Source organism: Terribacillus sp. JSM ZJ617, assembly GCF_044383785.1.
GTDB lineage: Bacteria > Bacillota > Bacilli > Bacillales > Amphibacillaceae > Terribacillus.
On sequence record NZ_JBISEQ010000005.1, the window covers coordinates 194,100 to 208,447 of the forward strand.

Below are 14,348 nucleotides of genomic sequence, written 5' to 3' on the forward strand. Positions count from 1 at the left end.
AATAGGCTTTTTTTACGGCAAAAAGAGAAAAGAGGGATTGGATGGCGGAGATTGGAATCATCATGGGAAGCATCTCTGATTGGGAGACAATGGAGCATGCGTGCAAGCTATTGGAAGAGCTGGATATTTCTTTTGAGAAAGAAGTGATTTCAGCTCATCGTACACCTGAGGATATGTTTGACTATGCAGCGAGTGCTAGAGAAAAAGGCTTGAAAGTTATCATTGCTGGAGCAGGCGGTGCAGCCCATTTGCCAGGAATGGTGGCAAGCAAGACGACGTTGCCTGTGATCGGTGTTCCAGTACAGACAAAAGCGCTTGATGGAATGGATTCTTTGCTCTCTATCGTTCAGATGCCAGGCGGTGTTCCAGTAGCTACGGTAGCAATCGGAAAAGCAGGAGCTAAAAATGCCGGCATCCTGGCGGCCCAAATTCTCGGTACTCATGACAAACAAATTGCTGAACGTCTGCTGGATTATCAGCAAGGGATGAAGAAACAAGTAGCGGAAATGAGGAATCAGCTTGCGACCAAATAATATCATCACTATCGGCATTCTTGGAGGCGGGCAGCTTGGCCGCATGATGGCTATAACTGCTAAGCATATGGGATACCGAATTATTGTCCTCGATCCTACGCACGATTGTCCAGCTGCACAAGTAGCGGACTTGCATATTGAAGCAGCCTATGATGATAGGGACGCTATCCGGAAACTAGAGAGCTTAAGCGATGTTGTCACCTATGAATTCGAAAACGTCGATTTGGATGCAGCAAGACTGCTAGAGGAAAAGGGGAAACTTCCACAAGGCTCCCTTCTTTTGGAAATCAGCCGAGATCGAGCGAATGAAAAGAATCTCATGAAGGAACTGAATCTTCCCGTAGCGCCCTTTACAATAGTCACAGATGAAAAGGAACTGCTGACAGGTGTTAGAGAAATCGGTTTTCCATCGGTCGTAAAAACTTGCCGCGGCGGATACGATGGCAAAGGACAGCTAAAACTGGAGTCTAAGGATGACTTGCAAGAAGCTGCTGCATTCGTCCGGCAAAATGGACGCTGCATTGTTGAATCATGGCTTACATTCGATAAGGAGATATCGGTTGTGCTGACTAGAGGCAAGGATGGAGAAATTACTTATTTTCCGGTGGCAGAAAATGAACACCGTGATCACATCCTTTATCGGACGATTGCACCTGCAACTGTCTCTGAGAATGTGGCGGAGCAAGCGCGTACTGCTGCTGGAAAGCTGGCAGAAGCAGCCGGAGTTGTCGGTACATTTACCGTCGAGATGTTCGTCTCAGGCGATGAGCTTTATATGAATGAAGTGGCACCGCGACCGCATAATTCCGGTCATTATACAATTGAAGCTTGTACGGTATCGCAATTCGAGCAGCATATCCGCGCCATTTGCGCACTGCCTCTTTTGTCGGTCCATTTTATCGGGGCCGCCGTTATGATAAATTTATTAGGAGAAGAGCTGGACCAGTACTGGCAGCAGCCTGACAGACCATTAGCCCACATCCATGATTACGGCAAGCAAGAAGCCAAGCCCAAAAGGAAAATGGGGCATTTCACAATGGTGGGTACGTCACGTAAGGCCTTGCTGGACGCAACCGACGCTTTTACACGATCACTAGGAGGAAACAAAGCATGATTGAACGTTATACAAGAGAAGAAATGGGCAACATTTGGACGGATGAAAATAAATACAAGGCGTGGCTTGAAGTCGAGATCTTGGCATGTGAAGCATGGAGTGATCTAGGCATCATCCCTGAATCAGATGTAAAAGCATTGCGTGAAAATGCATCCTTCGATATTAATCGTATTTTGGAAATCGAGCAGGAGACACGTCATGATGTTGTTGCTTTCACTCGCGCAGTATCCGAGACATTGGGCGAAGAACGCAAATGGGTGCATTACGGCCTGACATCCACAGATGTAGTCGACACAGCTTTATCCTATCTTTTGCTGCAGGCGAACCAAATCATTCGCAAAGGCATCGTCAATTTCATCGAGATTTTGGAAGCGAAAGCGAAGGAACATAAGCATACGGTCATGATGGGACGTACACATGGAGTTCATGCTGAGCCAACGACTTTCGGTTTGAAAATGGCATTATGGTATGAAGAAATGAAACGTAATCTGGAGCGTTTTGACGCTGCTGCTGATACGATCCAATACGGCAAGCTTTCCGGTGCGGTCGGTACATATGCGAATATCGATCCGTACGTGGAGAAATACGTCACTAAGAAGCTAGGCTTGAAGCCAGCACCAGTATCCACGCAAACATTGCAGCGTGACCGCCATGCACAATACATGGGCACATTGGCATTGATTGCAACTAGCATCGAGAAATTCGCGACTGAAATCCGCGGTCTTCAAAAAACAGAAACGCGTGAAGTGGAAGAGTTCTTCGCTAAAGGCCAAAAAGGTTCTTCTGCGATGCCTCATAAACGTAATCCCATTGGATCTGAGAATATGGTCGGCATGTCCCGTCTGATCCGTGGACACATGGTCACAGCTTACGAGAACGTTGCCCTTTGGCATGAACGCGATATCTCTCATTCATCTGCCGAACGTGTCATCTTGCCGGATGCGACAATCGCGTTAGATTATATGCTGAGCCGCTTCTCTAACATCGTGAAGAATTTGACGGTCTTCCCGGAAAACATGAAGCGTAATATCGATCGCACATACGGCGTTATCTTCTCCCAGCGTGTACTACTTGCGCTAATCGATAAAGGCATGAGCCGTGAGCAGGCGTATGATATCGTTCAGCCGAAAGCGATGGAAGCATGGGAAACAGAAACACAGTTCAAGCAGCTTATCGAAGCAACAACAGAAATCTCTGCATTCCTTAGCCAGGAAGAAATTGATGACTGCTTCGACTATACGTACCACTTGAAGAATGTAGATCAGATTTTCCATAAGATCGGATTAGAATAATACTTTGACAAACGGGGTGGAGAACGTGAGAGGAAAATTGCTGTACGAAGGAAAAGCCAAGCAAGTGTTTCAATCAGCCGAAAATGAGCAAGAGCTCGTGCTGTCTTATAAAAATGATGCAACAGCATTTAATGGTAAGAAGAAAGCAAGCTTTGAAGGAAAAGGCCGTTACAACAATCTTATCTCGACCCATATCTTCGAGTACTTGAAAGAGCAGGGCATATCCTCGCACTTTATCAAGCCGCTCAGTGAAACGGAGCAGCTAGTAAAGAAGACGACGATTGTACCGCTTGAAGTAGTCGTTCGGAATGTTGCAGCAGGAAGCATTACAAGAAGGCTTGGTATTCCGGAAAAGACAGTTTTCCAACCCGTTTTGACAGAGCTTTACTATAAGGATGATAGCTTGGATGATCCGATCATCAATGATGCACACGCATTACTGCTGACGGATGTGAATGAGGAGGAGCTTGCCTTCATTAAGCAAGCAGCATTGGAAGTCAACCAGCATCTGCAGACGTTCTTCGATAGAGTCGGCCTGCAGCTGGTTGATTTCAAACTAGAATTTGGCCGTGATCAAGACGGCTCCATCATTCTCTCAGATGAAATTTCCCCAGATACATGCAGGCTTTGGGATAAGGAGAATGGCGGCAAGATGGACAAGGATGTATTCCGAGAAGACCTTGGTAGCTTGATCGACGTATATGATGCAATCTTAAATCGACTGGAGGCAGCAAAATGAAAAAGGTAAAAATCTTTATCACGCTGAAAGAAGGGGTTTTAGACCCGCAAGGTAAGGCTGTTCAGGAAGCATTGCAGGCGAATGGATTCCCGGATGTAGCAGAAACTCGTGTCGGTAAGTACATCGAAATAACGCTGCCGGATGAAGCTGATGTCGCGCTGGAAGTACAGCGTATGTGTGATAAGCTTCTTGCCAACCCTGTCATGGAGGAATACAGCTATACAGTCGAGGAGGGCATACGCTCGTGAAATTTGCTGTCATCGTTTTTCCAGGCTCCAACTGTGACCGGGATATGTACCATGCGGTCAAGGACGGTTTAGGAGAAGAAGTCGATCTAGTATGGTATGAAAATGCGAATCTGGCAGACTATGATGCTATCTTGCTTCCAGGGGGATTCAGCTACGGTGATTATCTCCGCTCCGGCGCGATCGCATCTGTCTCCAATGTCCTGAACCAAATCAAGCTTAAAGCTGAAGCTGGTACACCAGTCCTTGGTGTGTGCAATGGCTTCCAGATTTTATTGGAAACAGGCTTGCTGCCAGGTGCAATGCTGCGAAATGAAAAGCTGAAGTTCATGTGCCATTATGAGACACTCGTTGTCGAAAGAGACGATACGATGTTCACAAGCGGCTATGAGAAAGGCCAGCAAATTCAAATTCCAATCGCTCACGGTGAAGGAAATTACTACTGCGACGATGCAACACTGGAAGAGTTGAAGCAAAATAATCAGATTGTTTTTACTTACAAGAACAATCCGAACGGTTCTCGGTCTGATATAGCCGGGATCGTCAATAAAGCAGGTAATGTGCTAGGTATGATGCCGCATCCGGAACGAGCTGTCGAGGATCTGCTCGGTTCAAGCGATGGGCTGGCAATGTTCCAATCCGTACTACAACACTGGAGGGAAATGTATGTTACAACAAGCTGAAATCAGTCCGGAAAAAATCGAACAAGACCGTCTGTATCGGGATATGGGTTTGACAGATGAGGAATTCCAATCTGTTAAGAATATCCTTGGCAGACAGCCGAATTTTACGGAAACAGGCATTTTCTCGGTTATGTGGTCAGAGCATTGCAGCTACAAAACATCCAAGCCATTATTGCGTAAATTCCCGACGGAGGGTCCGCATGTCCTGCAAGGACCAGGTGAAGGTGCCGGAATCGTTGATATCGGGGATGACAAAGCGGTTGTGTTCAAAATCGAGAGTCATAATCACCCGTCTGCTGTCGAACCTTACCAAGGTGCAGCTACAGGTGTCGGCGGTATCATTCGTGACGTATTCTCTATGGGAGCTCGACCAATTGCGCTGTTGAATAGTTTGCGTTTCGGTAACCTGACAACACCGCGTGTTAAATATTTGCTTGAGGAAGTTGTCCACGGTATTGCTGGATACGGAAACTGTGTCGGTGTTCCGACTGTTGGCGGCGAGATCCAGTTTGATGACAGCTACGAAGGCAACCCGCTTGTAAATGCGATGTGTGTTGGTTTGATCGACCAAAAGGATATTCAAAAAGGGATTGCTGCTGGTGTCGGTAATACCGTTATCTACGCAGGTGCTCCGACTGGCCGTGATGGTATCCATGGTGCGACGTTTGCATCAGAAGATTTGAGTGAAGAATCCGAATCAAAACGTCCTTCCGTACAGGTCGGAGATCCATTCATGGAAAAACTTTTGATCGAAGCATGCTTAGAAGTGATTCAGCATGAAGCGCTTGTCGGTATCCAGGATATGGGCGCAGCTGGTTTGACATCTAGTGCAAGTGAAATGGCAAGTAAAGCTGGTATGGGTATGGAAATGAACCTTGACCTTGTTCCGCAGCGTGAACAGCATATGACACCATATGAATTGATGCTTTCCGAATCTCAGGAGCGTATGCTGCTTGTCGTGAAGAAAGGCCAAGAGCAGGGCATCATCGAAGTATTCGAAAAATACGGACTACAAGCTGTTGCTGTAGGTACTGTAACGGATGATAAGCAGTTCCGTCTTTTACATCACGGTGAAGTTGCAGCAGAAATTCCAGTTGACAGCCTAGCAGAAGATGCACCGGTATATTACAAAGAATCAAAGGTACCTGACTATTACACAGAATTCCAAACTATAGATTATACTCCAGCTGTCATGAACCATGCAGCGATGCTGAAGCAGCTTTTGCAGCAGCCGACAATTGCCAGCAAGGAATATGTTTATGATCAATATGATTCCATGGTTGGTGCAAGTACAGTAGTCGCACCTGGAAGTGATGCTGCAATCGTGCGTGTGCGAGGAACAGAGAAAGCAATAGCGATGACGACAGATTGTAACTCCCGCTATATCTACTTGGATCCAGAAACCGGCGGCAAAATTGCCGTGGCTGAAGCAGCTCGAAATATCATCAGCTCTGGTGCGAAGCCGCTTGCGCTGACAGACGGCTTGAACTTCGGAAACCCGGATAAACCTGAGAACTTCTGGCAAATGGAAAAAAGCGTCGATGGTATGAGCGCCGCATGTCTAGCTTTGGAAACGCCAGTTATCAGTGGTAACGTATCGCTTTACAATGAATCCAACCAGCAAGCGATTTTCCCGACACCGATTGTCGGAATGGTTGGCTTGGTAGAGAAATTGGCACATGTAACGACAAGCCAATTCAAACAAGCTGGCGATGCTATTTATTTACTAGGTGAAACGAAGGCTGAATTCGGCGGAAGCGAGCTGCAGAATGTGCTCGAAGGACGTTATTACGGCAAAGCGCCTGCTATCGATCTAGATGTGGAAGCAAGCAATCAACAAGCAGTACTAGCCAGCATCCAGCAAGGGTTCGTAGCGTCTGCACATGATCTCGCAGAAGGCGGACTTGGTGTTGCATTGGCGGAAAGCCTGTTTGGTACAGAGCTTGGCGCTAAAGTAACAATCGACGGTGATGTGACGGCAGCACTTTTCAGTGAATCACAGTCACGCTTTCTTTTGACAGTTTCTTCAGAAAACCAGGCAGCTTTTGAACAGGCAGTCCCAGGAGCGAAGCAAATTGGTTTGGTGACAGAGGAAGCAGAGCTTGCTGTAGAACAAGACGGGCAATCTATCATCTCAGAAGCAGTACCAACACTCGAGGCACTTTGGAAAGGAGCTATCCCATGCTTGCTGAAATCAAAGGCTTGAATGAGGAATGCGGCGTCTTTGCGATTTGGGGACATGAGAAAGCGGCAGAAGTAACGTACTATGGCCTTCATGCCCTGCAGCACCGCGGGCAGGAGGGAGCAGGTATTGTCACTACTGATCGGGAAAACCTTCATTTGCATAAAGGAATTGGCCTAATCAATGATGTATTTTCGGAAGGACAATTCAACAAGCTGAACGGCGATGCTGCTATCGGTCATGTCCGCTATGCTACTGCTGGCGGAGGAGGCTATGAGAACGTACAGCCATTGCTGTTCCGCTCCCAGAAAGATAGTCTGGCAATCGCGCATAATGGAAACCTCGTCAATGCATACGGACTGAAACAGCAGCTGGAAGCACAGGGAAGCATTTTGCAAACATCCTCTGATACAGAAGTGATCGCCCACTTGATCAAACGGAGCGGGCAGATAGAATTGGAAGATGCAATCAAATCAGCCCTCAGCATGGTCAAGGGCGCGTATAGCCTTACAATCCTTACCGAAACACAGCTGTTTGTGGCAGTCGATCCGAAGGGATTGCGTCCGTTGTCACTTGGTCGTCTTGGTGACGCTTGGGTAGTTTCCTCTGAAACGTGTGCTTTTGATGTAACAGGTGCGGAATATGTACGTGAAGTGGAGCCAGGCGAATTGATAACGATCAGCGATGCTGGTCTTCATACGCAGCGTTTTTCTTCCACTCTTGAAAGATCGCTTTGTTCCATGGAGTATGTGTACTTCTCCCGTCCAGATTCTAATTTGAACGGCCAGAATGTTCATGCTTCCCGTAAAAAAACAGGTAAAATGCTCGCACAGGAAGCTCCAATTGAAGCGGATGTTGTAACAGGTGTACCTGATTCAAGTATTTCTGCCGCTATCGGATTTTCCGAGGCTTCTGGCATTCCATACGAGCTTGGTTTGATTAAAAACCGTTATGTCGGCCGTACTTTTATCCAGCCTTCACAGGAGCTTCGTGAACAAGGCGTCAAAATGAAGCTTTCGGCTGTACGCGGGATTGTCGAAGGTAAACGCGTAGTTATGGTCGATGATTCAATCGTGCGGGGGACGACAAGCAAACGGATCGTCAGGATGCTGAAAGAAGCGGGTGCAACAGAAGTGCACGTGCGCATCGCTTCTCCTCCGATTCAAAATCCGTGCTTCTACGGTATTGATACATCGACAACATCTGAGCTCATTGCTGCTAACCACAGTATTGAGGAGATGCGCGAGCTGATTGAAGCAGATTCCCTGTCTTTCTTGACTGTCGAAGGTCTGGAAGATTGCATCGTCGGAGACAACGACACGATGACACATGGTATTTGCAAAGCATGCTTTACAGGAAACTATCCAACTGAAATCTATCCGGATACAGTACTTCCGGCGTATAAATGTTAGGAGGGCAAGCATGAGCGAACTTTACAAACAAGCCGGCGTGGATGTCGAAGCAGGCTATCGCGCAGTAGATTTAATGAAAAAACATATCAACCGTACGAACCGTCCGGAAGTGATCGGCGGTGTCGGCGCGTTTGCCGGACTGTTCGACTTGTCGTCTTTCTCTTATAAAGAACCGGTGCTTGTTTCCGGAACGGATGGAGTTGGGACGAAGCTGAAGCTTGCTATTGATATGGATCAGCATGATACAGTCGGAATCGACCTTGTCGCTATGTGTGTGAATGATATCATCGCTCAAGGCGCACAAGCGTTGTTCTTCCTTGATTACATTGCCTGCGGCAAAAATGAACCGGAGAAGATCGAGCAGATCGTGAAAGGTATTGCTGATGGCTGTGTCGAAGCAGGTGCGGCGTTGATAGGGGGCGAGACAGCTGAAATGCCAGGTATGTACGGAGCAGAAGAATATGATTTAGCTGGATTTGTCGTTGGTATCGGAGAAAAGTCAAAGCTAATTAGTGGTGCAGATGTTAAAGCAGGAGATAGCATTATCGGTATTGCTTCAAGTGGCCTGCATTCCAATGGCTTCTCCCTCGTGCGACGTCTGATCGATCAGCATGGACTGAGCCTGGACGAGGTGTACGCACCATTTGATCGTCCTTTAGGAGAAATCTTGCTTGAGCCGACCAAAATTTACTCGAAAGCAGTGCGTGCTGTCCAAGAGAAAATCGATATTCATGGTATCTCTCATATTACTGGCGGCGGCTTCCATGAGAACCTGCCGCGCGCAGTGCCCGAGGATCTAGGTGTTCGCATTCAGACTGGAAGCTGGGAGCTGCCGGCTGTCTATGAATTCCTAATGGAAAAAGCACAGCTAGTCTTCGAGGATATGCTCGGTGTCTTCAATACAGGAATCGGCATGGCACTAATCGTATCTCAGGAAGAAGCGGCAGAGACGATGACAATCCTGCAAGAAGCAGGCGAGAGAGCCTGGATCATTGGTGAAGTAACGGATAAGACAGGCGTGGAGTTTACCGCATGATTTCAGCTGCTATTTTTGCATCTGGCAGCGGCAGCAACGCAGAAGCGATTGTGCAGGCTTCGGAATTACCTTGCACAATCCAGCTGCTTGTTTGTGATAAACCGGAAGCACCTGTTATAAGCAAAGCAAAAGAGTGGGACGCAGAGGTTTTTGTCTGTGACCCGAAAACCTTTGAAGATAAACAAGCCTATGAACAAGCTATTCTTACTAAGCTCCAGGAAAAGCATATAGAATGGATCTTTCTTGCAGGTTATATGCGTTTGATCGGGCCGACACTGCTCGAAGCATATCCAGAGCGGATCTTGAACATCCATCCATCGCTCCTGCCTGCATTTGCCGGCAAGGATGCCATTGGGCAGGCTTTGTCAGCAGGTGTGAAAGTGAGCGGCGTGACGATCCATTTCGTTGACGCGGGAATGGATACAGGAAACATCATTGCCCAAGAAGCAGTTCCAGTACTGGAAGAAGATACACATCACACATTGCATCAACGAATCCAAGCAATTGAGCACCGTCTTTATCCGGAAACGATTTCGTACATACTCAAAGAACGCGATAGAAAGGAATGACTATAATGCCACGTGCGTTAATCAGCGTATCAGATAAAACAGGAATCATCCCATTTGCTAAAGGTTTAGCAGAATTGAATTATGACATCATTTCGACTGGAGGCACTCTGAAACAGCTGCAGGAAGAAGGTATTCCAGCTGTAGCAGTGTCTGACGTGACGAAATTTGATGAAATTATGGACGGACGTGTGAAAACTCTGCATCCAGCCATTCACGGTGGTTTGTTAGCTAGAAGAGATGATGAAAGCCATATGCAGCAGCTGAAAGAGCGTGACATAACGCCAATCGACTTGGTCGTGGTAAATCTCTATCCGTTTAAAAATACAATTGAAAAACCAGGCGTTACGGAAGCGGATGCAATTGAAAATATCGACATCGGCGGACCGACAATGCTTCGTTCTGCAGCTAAAAACTTTGCAGGTGTCACTGTTCTAGTTGATCCAGAAGATTACGACGCAACTTTATCTGCTTTACAACAGGGTGAGCTTTCTTATGAAGCGAAACGCCGCTTAGCAGGTAAGGTATTCCGCCATACAGCAAACTATGATGCGATGATAGCAAGTTATTTTGCCGAATTGAACGAAGAGCATGATACGGAAACATTGACGCTCACATATGAAAAAGTTCAATCCTTGCGTTATGGAGAAAACCCGCATCAGGCAGCAGCATTCTATAAGGATCCAATCGTCAAAGGAGCTTCCGTTGCAAATGCGAAACAGCTTCATGGTAAGGAGCTTTCTTACAACAACATCCAGGATGCCAATGCGGCACTTGAAATCGTCATGGAATTCCAAGAGCCTGCCGCAGTAGCAGTCAAACATATGAACCCTTGCGGCGTTGGTATCGGAGAAACTATTTCGAATGCTTTCCGAAAAGCATTCGAAGCAGATCCGACATCTATTTTTGGCGGCATTGTTGCTTTGAATGGTGAAGTCGACAAAGATACGGCATTGCAACTGAAGGAAATCTTCCTTGAGATTGTCATTGCGCCGAGCTTCACAGAAGAAGCATTGGCTTTATTGACAGAGAAGAAAAACATCCGTCTATTGGAGCTTGCTGCAGATGCAATTCAGCAGCCGAAAAAGTTCGTTAGCGTAAGCGGTGGTTTGCTTGTGCAGGATTATGATGCAGGTGCTATTACGGAAGCAGAACCTACTGTAGCGACTGATCGTAAGCCGACAGAGGAAGAAATGAAAAATCTTCTCTTTGCCTGGAAAGTTGTGAAGCATGTAAAATCGAATGCGATTGTAATCGCAAAAGATGATCAGACAATCGGTGTTGGTGCAGGTCAAATGAATAGAGTTGGAGCAGCTAAAATTGCCTTGGAACAAGCTGGTGAAAAAGCAGCAGGAGCGGTGCTTGCATCGGATGCATTCTTCCCGATGCCGGACACAGTAGAAGCAGCTATTAAAGCTGGCGTGACAGCAATCATCCAGCCAGGCGGATCTAAACGAGATGAAGATTCTGTAGCTGTATGTAATGCGCACAACATTGCCATGGTCTACACAGATATGCGCCACTTTAAGCACTAATTGTCAGGGGGAGACGTTGTGAAAGTTCTTGTGATAGGCAGCGGCGGCCGCGAGCATAGTATCGTCGCAAAGCTAGCTTTAAGTACCGAGATAACGGCATTGTACGCAGCACCAGGCAATGGAGGTATAAACGATTTGGCAACTTGTGTGCCAATTGATGTAACAGCTGTAGATGACCTTGTCCATTTTGCAAAGGAAGAACAAATCGACTGGACGTTTGTCGGTCCGGAAATTCCTTTGCTTGCAGGTGTCGTCAATGCTTTTCAGCAGGAAAACCTAAACGTATTCGGACCTACGAAGGAAGCTGCTTTGATTGAAGGAAGCAAGGATTACGCTAAAAGCTTTATGCGTGTACATGCTATCCCGACTGCTGCAAGTGAGACTTTTTCTGACGCAGAGAAAGCAAAGGATTATATTGCGACAAAAGGTGCGCCAATTGTTGTGAAAGCAGATGGTCTTGCTGCAGGTAAAGGCGTTGTCGTTGCCAACACAGTTGAGGAAGCAAATGAAGCTGTAGAAAGCATGCTGGTCGATAACCAGTTCGGCCAAGCGGGAAGCCTTGTTATTATTGAGGATTTCCTTGACGGTAAGGAATTTTCACTTATGGCTTTCGTGAATGGTAAAGATGTCTATCCGCTCGTGCCTGCTCGTGATCATAAGCGCGTTTACGATAATGACCAAGGACCGAATACAGGCGGAATGGGTGCCTATGCTCCGATCCCTGATCTGCAACAAAGTGTGATTGATGAAGCAATTGAACGAATTCTGAAGCCTGCTGCTGCTGGACTTTTAAAAGAAGACCGTTCCTTTACTGGTGTTTTGTACGCAGGACTTATTGAAACAACAGACGGACCGAAAGTAATTGAATTCAATGCCCGTTTCGGAGATCCTGAAACACAGGTCATTTTACCATTGTTGGAAAATGATTTGCTGCAAGTAATGCGGGATGTTACAGCTGGTAACAATCCTCAGCTGACGTGGAAGGATGCTTATGCTACAGGTACTGTTATTGCTGCAAGTGGCTATCCGGGAAGCTATGACAAGCAGCTTCCGATTCCTGACTTATCAGAACTGCCGCAGGACGTGTACTGTATTCACGCCGGTACGGAAAAAACGGCGGAAGGTTATGTTTCGAACGGAGGACGTATCTTGTTCATCGGTTCTGTACACCATAATCGTACGGATGCGGTGGAAAGTGTCAAAACAGGACTTACCATCTTTAAAAGTAATCCAAATTTCCATTATCGGACTGATATTGGATTCGGGAAATAAAGGAAAGAAGAACTGGTATACGGGCCAGTTCTTCTTTTTTATTCACCTTGAGAATCCTGTTTTTGGCGAAATTGATTGATCAGAGTCATGCTTGGGCAATAGCGCACAATACCTTCAGCGATCTTGATGGCGCCTGCCAGCAAAGTCAAATGGGCAGTTAATTGCTTCGGTTTTGTGACAAGTGCAGCAGTGGCATACCCGACCATGCTGACGCCAGCCGCAATTCGAATCATTGCCTGGATTATTCCCATATTCGGTTTCAACCTTATGCACCCCTTTCCTTTATTAACTCTATTTTTCCTGCTATATCAGGTGTTTATGCTAGTATAAAAATTCCAATGCGCATCGTATTACGCAAATGGGTCGAGATGATGTATCATAAAGGATAAGGAAGAAGCACATACGTGCGTATGGGGGAGGGAAGCTGTATGCAGCTTGATAAGCTCCGTGGTGAGCATTTAGATGAATTATTTCAAGCAATACTTTCATTAAACGACGTCGAGGAATGCTATCGCTTCTTTGATGATATTGCGACAATCAGCGAAATACAATCGCTTACACAACGCCTCCAAGTGGCGAAGATGCTGCGTGATGGAGCGACATATCATGCAATCGTTCAGGAAACGAGCGCATCGACGACAACGATCTCCCGTGTGAAACGCTGCCTTAATTATGGGAACGACGGCTATAATACGGTTCTTGAGCGTTTGGAAGAAAAACCAGAAGAATAAGGAGCTGACATTGGATGGTACGCTTTGGTGTGGTCGGAACGAACTGGATTACAGAAATATTTCTGGAAGCAAGTAAAAAGGTCGATAATTTCGAGCTGACGGCTGTCTACTCTCGAAAGCTTGAAAAGGCGGAAGAATTCGCCAGCAAGCATAAAGCAGTACATACGTTCATCGACATTGAACAAATGGCGGCGAGCGGGGAAATCGATGCAGTTTATATTGCGAGTCCGAATGCTTTGCATGCAGGACAAGCCAAGATTTTCATGCAGCATGGTGTTCATGTTTTATGTGAAAAGCCGCTGGCGTCGAATACTGCTGAAGTAAAGGACCTCATTCAAACAGCAAAGCAGCACGATGTTTTACTGATGGAAGCGATGAAATCGACGTTTCTTCCGAATTTCCATGCCGTTCAGCAGCATCTTGAGAAAATAGGACCGGTGCGCCGCTATGTGGCACAGCTTTGTCAGTACTCGTCCCGCTACGATGCTTACCGGCAAGGGACGATTCTGAATGCGTTCAATCCCGAACTTAGTAATGGTGCAACAATGGATATCGGTATCTATTGCTTGTATCCACTTGTTGCTTTGTTCGGCAAACCGAAGGAAATCAAGGCGAGCGGAACTTTGCTTGAGTCCGGTGTGGATGGCCAAGCAACAATAACGCTGACGTATGAAGGTATGGAGGCGCTTGTTTACTATTCGAAAATTACCAGCTCTACGTTGCCTTCTGAGATTCAAGGAGAAGATGCGACGATTCGGATCGATCATATTGGACATTTTGAGGACGTTACGATCCAATATCATGACAGCACAGAGGATACCATCAGCGGTCCGCAGGATAACGACCATAACATGAAATATGAAATAGAGGAATTCGTGAACCTGATTCAAACAGGCAAGCGGGAATCAAGTATCAATACACATGAACTGGCACTATCTGTAGCCGAAATTATGGAGAAAGCGCGAAGTCAGTTTGGCTTGATTTACCCAGCTGATCGGATCCAATGAC

General features: G+C 46.6%; 15 protein-coding genes. 14 read left to right on the forward strand and 1 reads right to left on the reverse strand.

What is annotated here, in order from left to right; all coding sequences use genetic code 11:
* Nucleotides 1–41 precede the first annotated feature (41 nt).
* From purE to purD, 12 genes are read left to right on the forward strand one after another with little or no spacing between them, the layout of a single operon-like run.
* Nucleotides 42–533, forward strand: coding sequence for a 5-(carboxyamino)imidazole ribonucleotide mutase (purE, locus tag ACH6C1_RS16450; RefSeq protein ID WP_095218843.1), 492 nt, complete (start codon nucleotides 42–44; stop codon nucleotides 531–533).
* On the forward strand, nucleotides 520–1,647 hold the full coding sequence (gene purK / locus ACH6C1_RS16455) for a 5-(carboxyamino)imidazole ribonucleotide synthase (RefSeq protein WP_374078951.1): 1,128 nt from the start codon (nucleotides 520–522) through the stop codon (nucleotides 1,645–1,647). Before purE ends, purK begins: the two co-directional genes overlap by 14 nt.
* The gene (gene purB, locus ACH6C1_RS16460) at nucleotides 1,644–2,939 is read left to right on the forward strand and encodes an adenylosuccinate lyase (protein ID WP_095218841.1); all 1,296 of its coding nucleotides are present in this window, start codon (nucleotides 1,644–1,646) and stop codon (nucleotides 2,937–2,939) included. The genes purK and purB overlap by 4 nt, the downstream gene beginning before the upstream one ends.
* Before the next feature lie 25 nt (nucleotides 2,940–2,964).
* Entirely contained in the window at nucleotides 2,965–3,678 is a 714-nt protein-coding gene (purC, locus tag ACH6C1_RS16465; RefSeq protein ID WP_175074157.1) for a phosphoribosylaminoimidazolesuccinocarboxamide synthase, read from the forward strand.
* Complete coding sequence (gene purS, locus ACH6C1_RS16470; protein WP_374078954.1) at nucleotides 3,675–3,926, forward strand: phosphoribosylformylglycinamidine synthase subunit PurS; 252 nt, start codon at nucleotides 3,675–3,677, stop codon at nucleotides 3,924–3,926. The genes purC and purS overlap by 4 nt, the downstream gene beginning before the upstream one ends.
* Entirely contained in the window at nucleotides 3,923–4,606 is a 684-nt protein-coding gene (purQ, locus tag ACH6C1_RS16475; RefSeq protein WP_095270904.1) for a phosphoribosylformylglycinamidine synthase subunit PurQ, read from the forward strand. Before purS ends, purQ begins: the two co-directional genes overlap by 4 nt.
* On the forward strand, nucleotides 4,590–6,812 hold the full coding sequence (gene purL, locus ACH6C1_RS16480; protein WP_374078956.1) for a phosphoribosylformylglycinamidine synthase subunit PurL: 2,223 nt from the start codon (nucleotides 4,590–4,592) through the stop codon (nucleotides 6,810–6,812). The genes purQ and purL overlap by 17 nt, the downstream gene beginning before the upstream one ends.
* Nucleotides 6,788–8,200 carry an amidophosphoribosyltransferase gene (purF, locus tag ACH6C1_RS16485; protein WP_095218836.1) on the forward strand — a complete coding sequence of 471 codons (1,413 nt, stop codon included), beginning with the start codon at nucleotides 6,788–6,790 and terminating at the stop codon, nucleotides 8,198–8,200. The genes purL and purF overlap by 25 nt, the downstream gene beginning before the upstream one ends.
* A 10-nt stretch (nucleotides 8,201–8,210) precedes the next feature.
* Nucleotides 8,211–9,236: a phosphoribosylformylglycinamidine cyclo-ligase gene (gene purM, locus ACH6C1_RS16490; protein WP_175074159.1), complete on the forward strand. Its 1,026-nt coding sequence runs from the start codon at nucleotides 8,211–8,213 to the stop codon at nucleotides 9,234–9,236.
* Nucleotides 9,233–9,805, forward strand: coding sequence for a phosphoribosylglycinamide formyltransferase (gene purN / locus ACH6C1_RS16495; protein ID WP_095218834.1), 573 nt, complete (start codon nucleotides 9,233–9,235; stop codon nucleotides 9,803–9,805). Before purM ends, purN begins: the two co-directional genes overlap by 4 nt.
* A gap of 2 nt (nucleotides 9,806–9,807) precedes the next feature.
* A complete protein-coding gene (purH, locus tag ACH6C1_RS16500) occupies nucleotides 9,808–11,337 on the forward strand; it encodes a bifunctional phosphoribosylaminoimidazolecarboxamide formyltransferase/IMP cyclohydrolase (RefSeq protein ID WP_374078992.1) in 1,530 nt (509 codons plus the stop codon).
* Between the two features lie 18 nt (nucleotides 11,338–11,355).
* Complete coding sequence (gene purD, locus ACH6C1_RS16505; protein ID WP_374078960.1) at nucleotides 11,356–12,609, forward strand: phosphoribosylamine--glycine ligase; 1,254 nt, start codon at nucleotides 11,356–11,358, stop codon at nucleotides 12,607–12,609.
* Between the two features lie 38 nt (nucleotides 12,610–12,647).
* Here the strand turns inward: purD and ACH6C1_RS16510 are convergent, their stop codons facing one another.
* Nucleotides 12,648–12,872: a YgaP family membrane protein gene (locus tag ACH6C1_RS16510; protein ID WP_095218832.1), complete on the reverse strand. Its 225-nt coding sequence runs from the start codon at nucleotides 12,870–12,872 to the stop codon at nucleotides 12,648–12,650.
* 165 nt (nucleotides 12,873–13,037) lie between these two features.
* Here ACH6C1_RS16510 and ACH6C1_RS16515 point away from each other — a divergent pair, with 165 nt between their 5' ends.
* Nucleotides 13,038–13,340, forward strand: coding sequence for a YerC/YecD family TrpR-related protein (locus ACH6C1_RS16515; protein WP_095218831.1), 303 nt, complete (start codon nucleotides 13,038–13,040; stop codon nucleotides 13,338–13,340).
* Between the two features lie 14 nt (nucleotides 13,341–13,354).
* Nucleotides 13,355–14,347 carry a Gfo/Idh/MocA family protein gene (locus ACH6C1_RS16520; protein WP_095218830.1) on the forward strand — a complete coding sequence of 331 codons (993 nt, stop codon included), beginning with the start codon at nucleotides 13,355–13,357 and terminating at the stop codon, nucleotides 14,345–14,347.
* The last annotated feature ends 1 nt before the right edge of the window (nucleotide 14,348 follow it).

Coding starts and splice junctions, on each gene's coding strand:
- purE (WP_095218843.1), top strand. CDS start 42: ATGGCGGAGATTGGAATCATCATGGGAAGCATCTCTGATTGGGAGACA.
- purB (WP_095218841.1), top strand. CDS start 1,644: ATGATTGAACGTTATACAAGAGAAGAAATGGGCAACATTTGGACGGAT.
- purS (WP_374078954.1), top strand. CDS start 3,675: ATGAAAAAGGTAAAAATCTTTATCACGCTGAAAGAAGGGGTTTTAGAC.
- purL (WP_374078956.1), top strand. CDS start 4,590: ATGTTACAACAAGCTGAAATCAGTCCGGAAAAAATCGAACAAGACCGT.
- purF (WP_095218836.1), top strand. CDS start 6,788: ATGCTTGCTGAAATCAAAGGCTTGAATGAGGAATGCGGCGTCTTTGCG.
- purM (WP_175074159.1), top strand. CDS start 8,211: ATGAGCGAACTTTACAAACAAGCCGGCGTGGATGTCGAAGCAGGCTAT.
- purN (WP_095218834.1), top strand. CDS start 9,233: ATGATTTCAGCTGCTATTTTTGCATCTGGCAGCGGCAGCAACGCAGAA.
- ACH6C1_RS16515 (WP_095218831.1), top strand. CDS start 13,038: ATGCAGCTTGATAAGCTCCGTGGTGAGCATTTAGATGAATTATTTCAA.
- ACH6C1_RS16520 (WP_095218830.1), top strand. CDS start 13,355: ATGGTACGCTTTGGTGTGGTCGGAACGAACTGGATTACAGAAATATTT.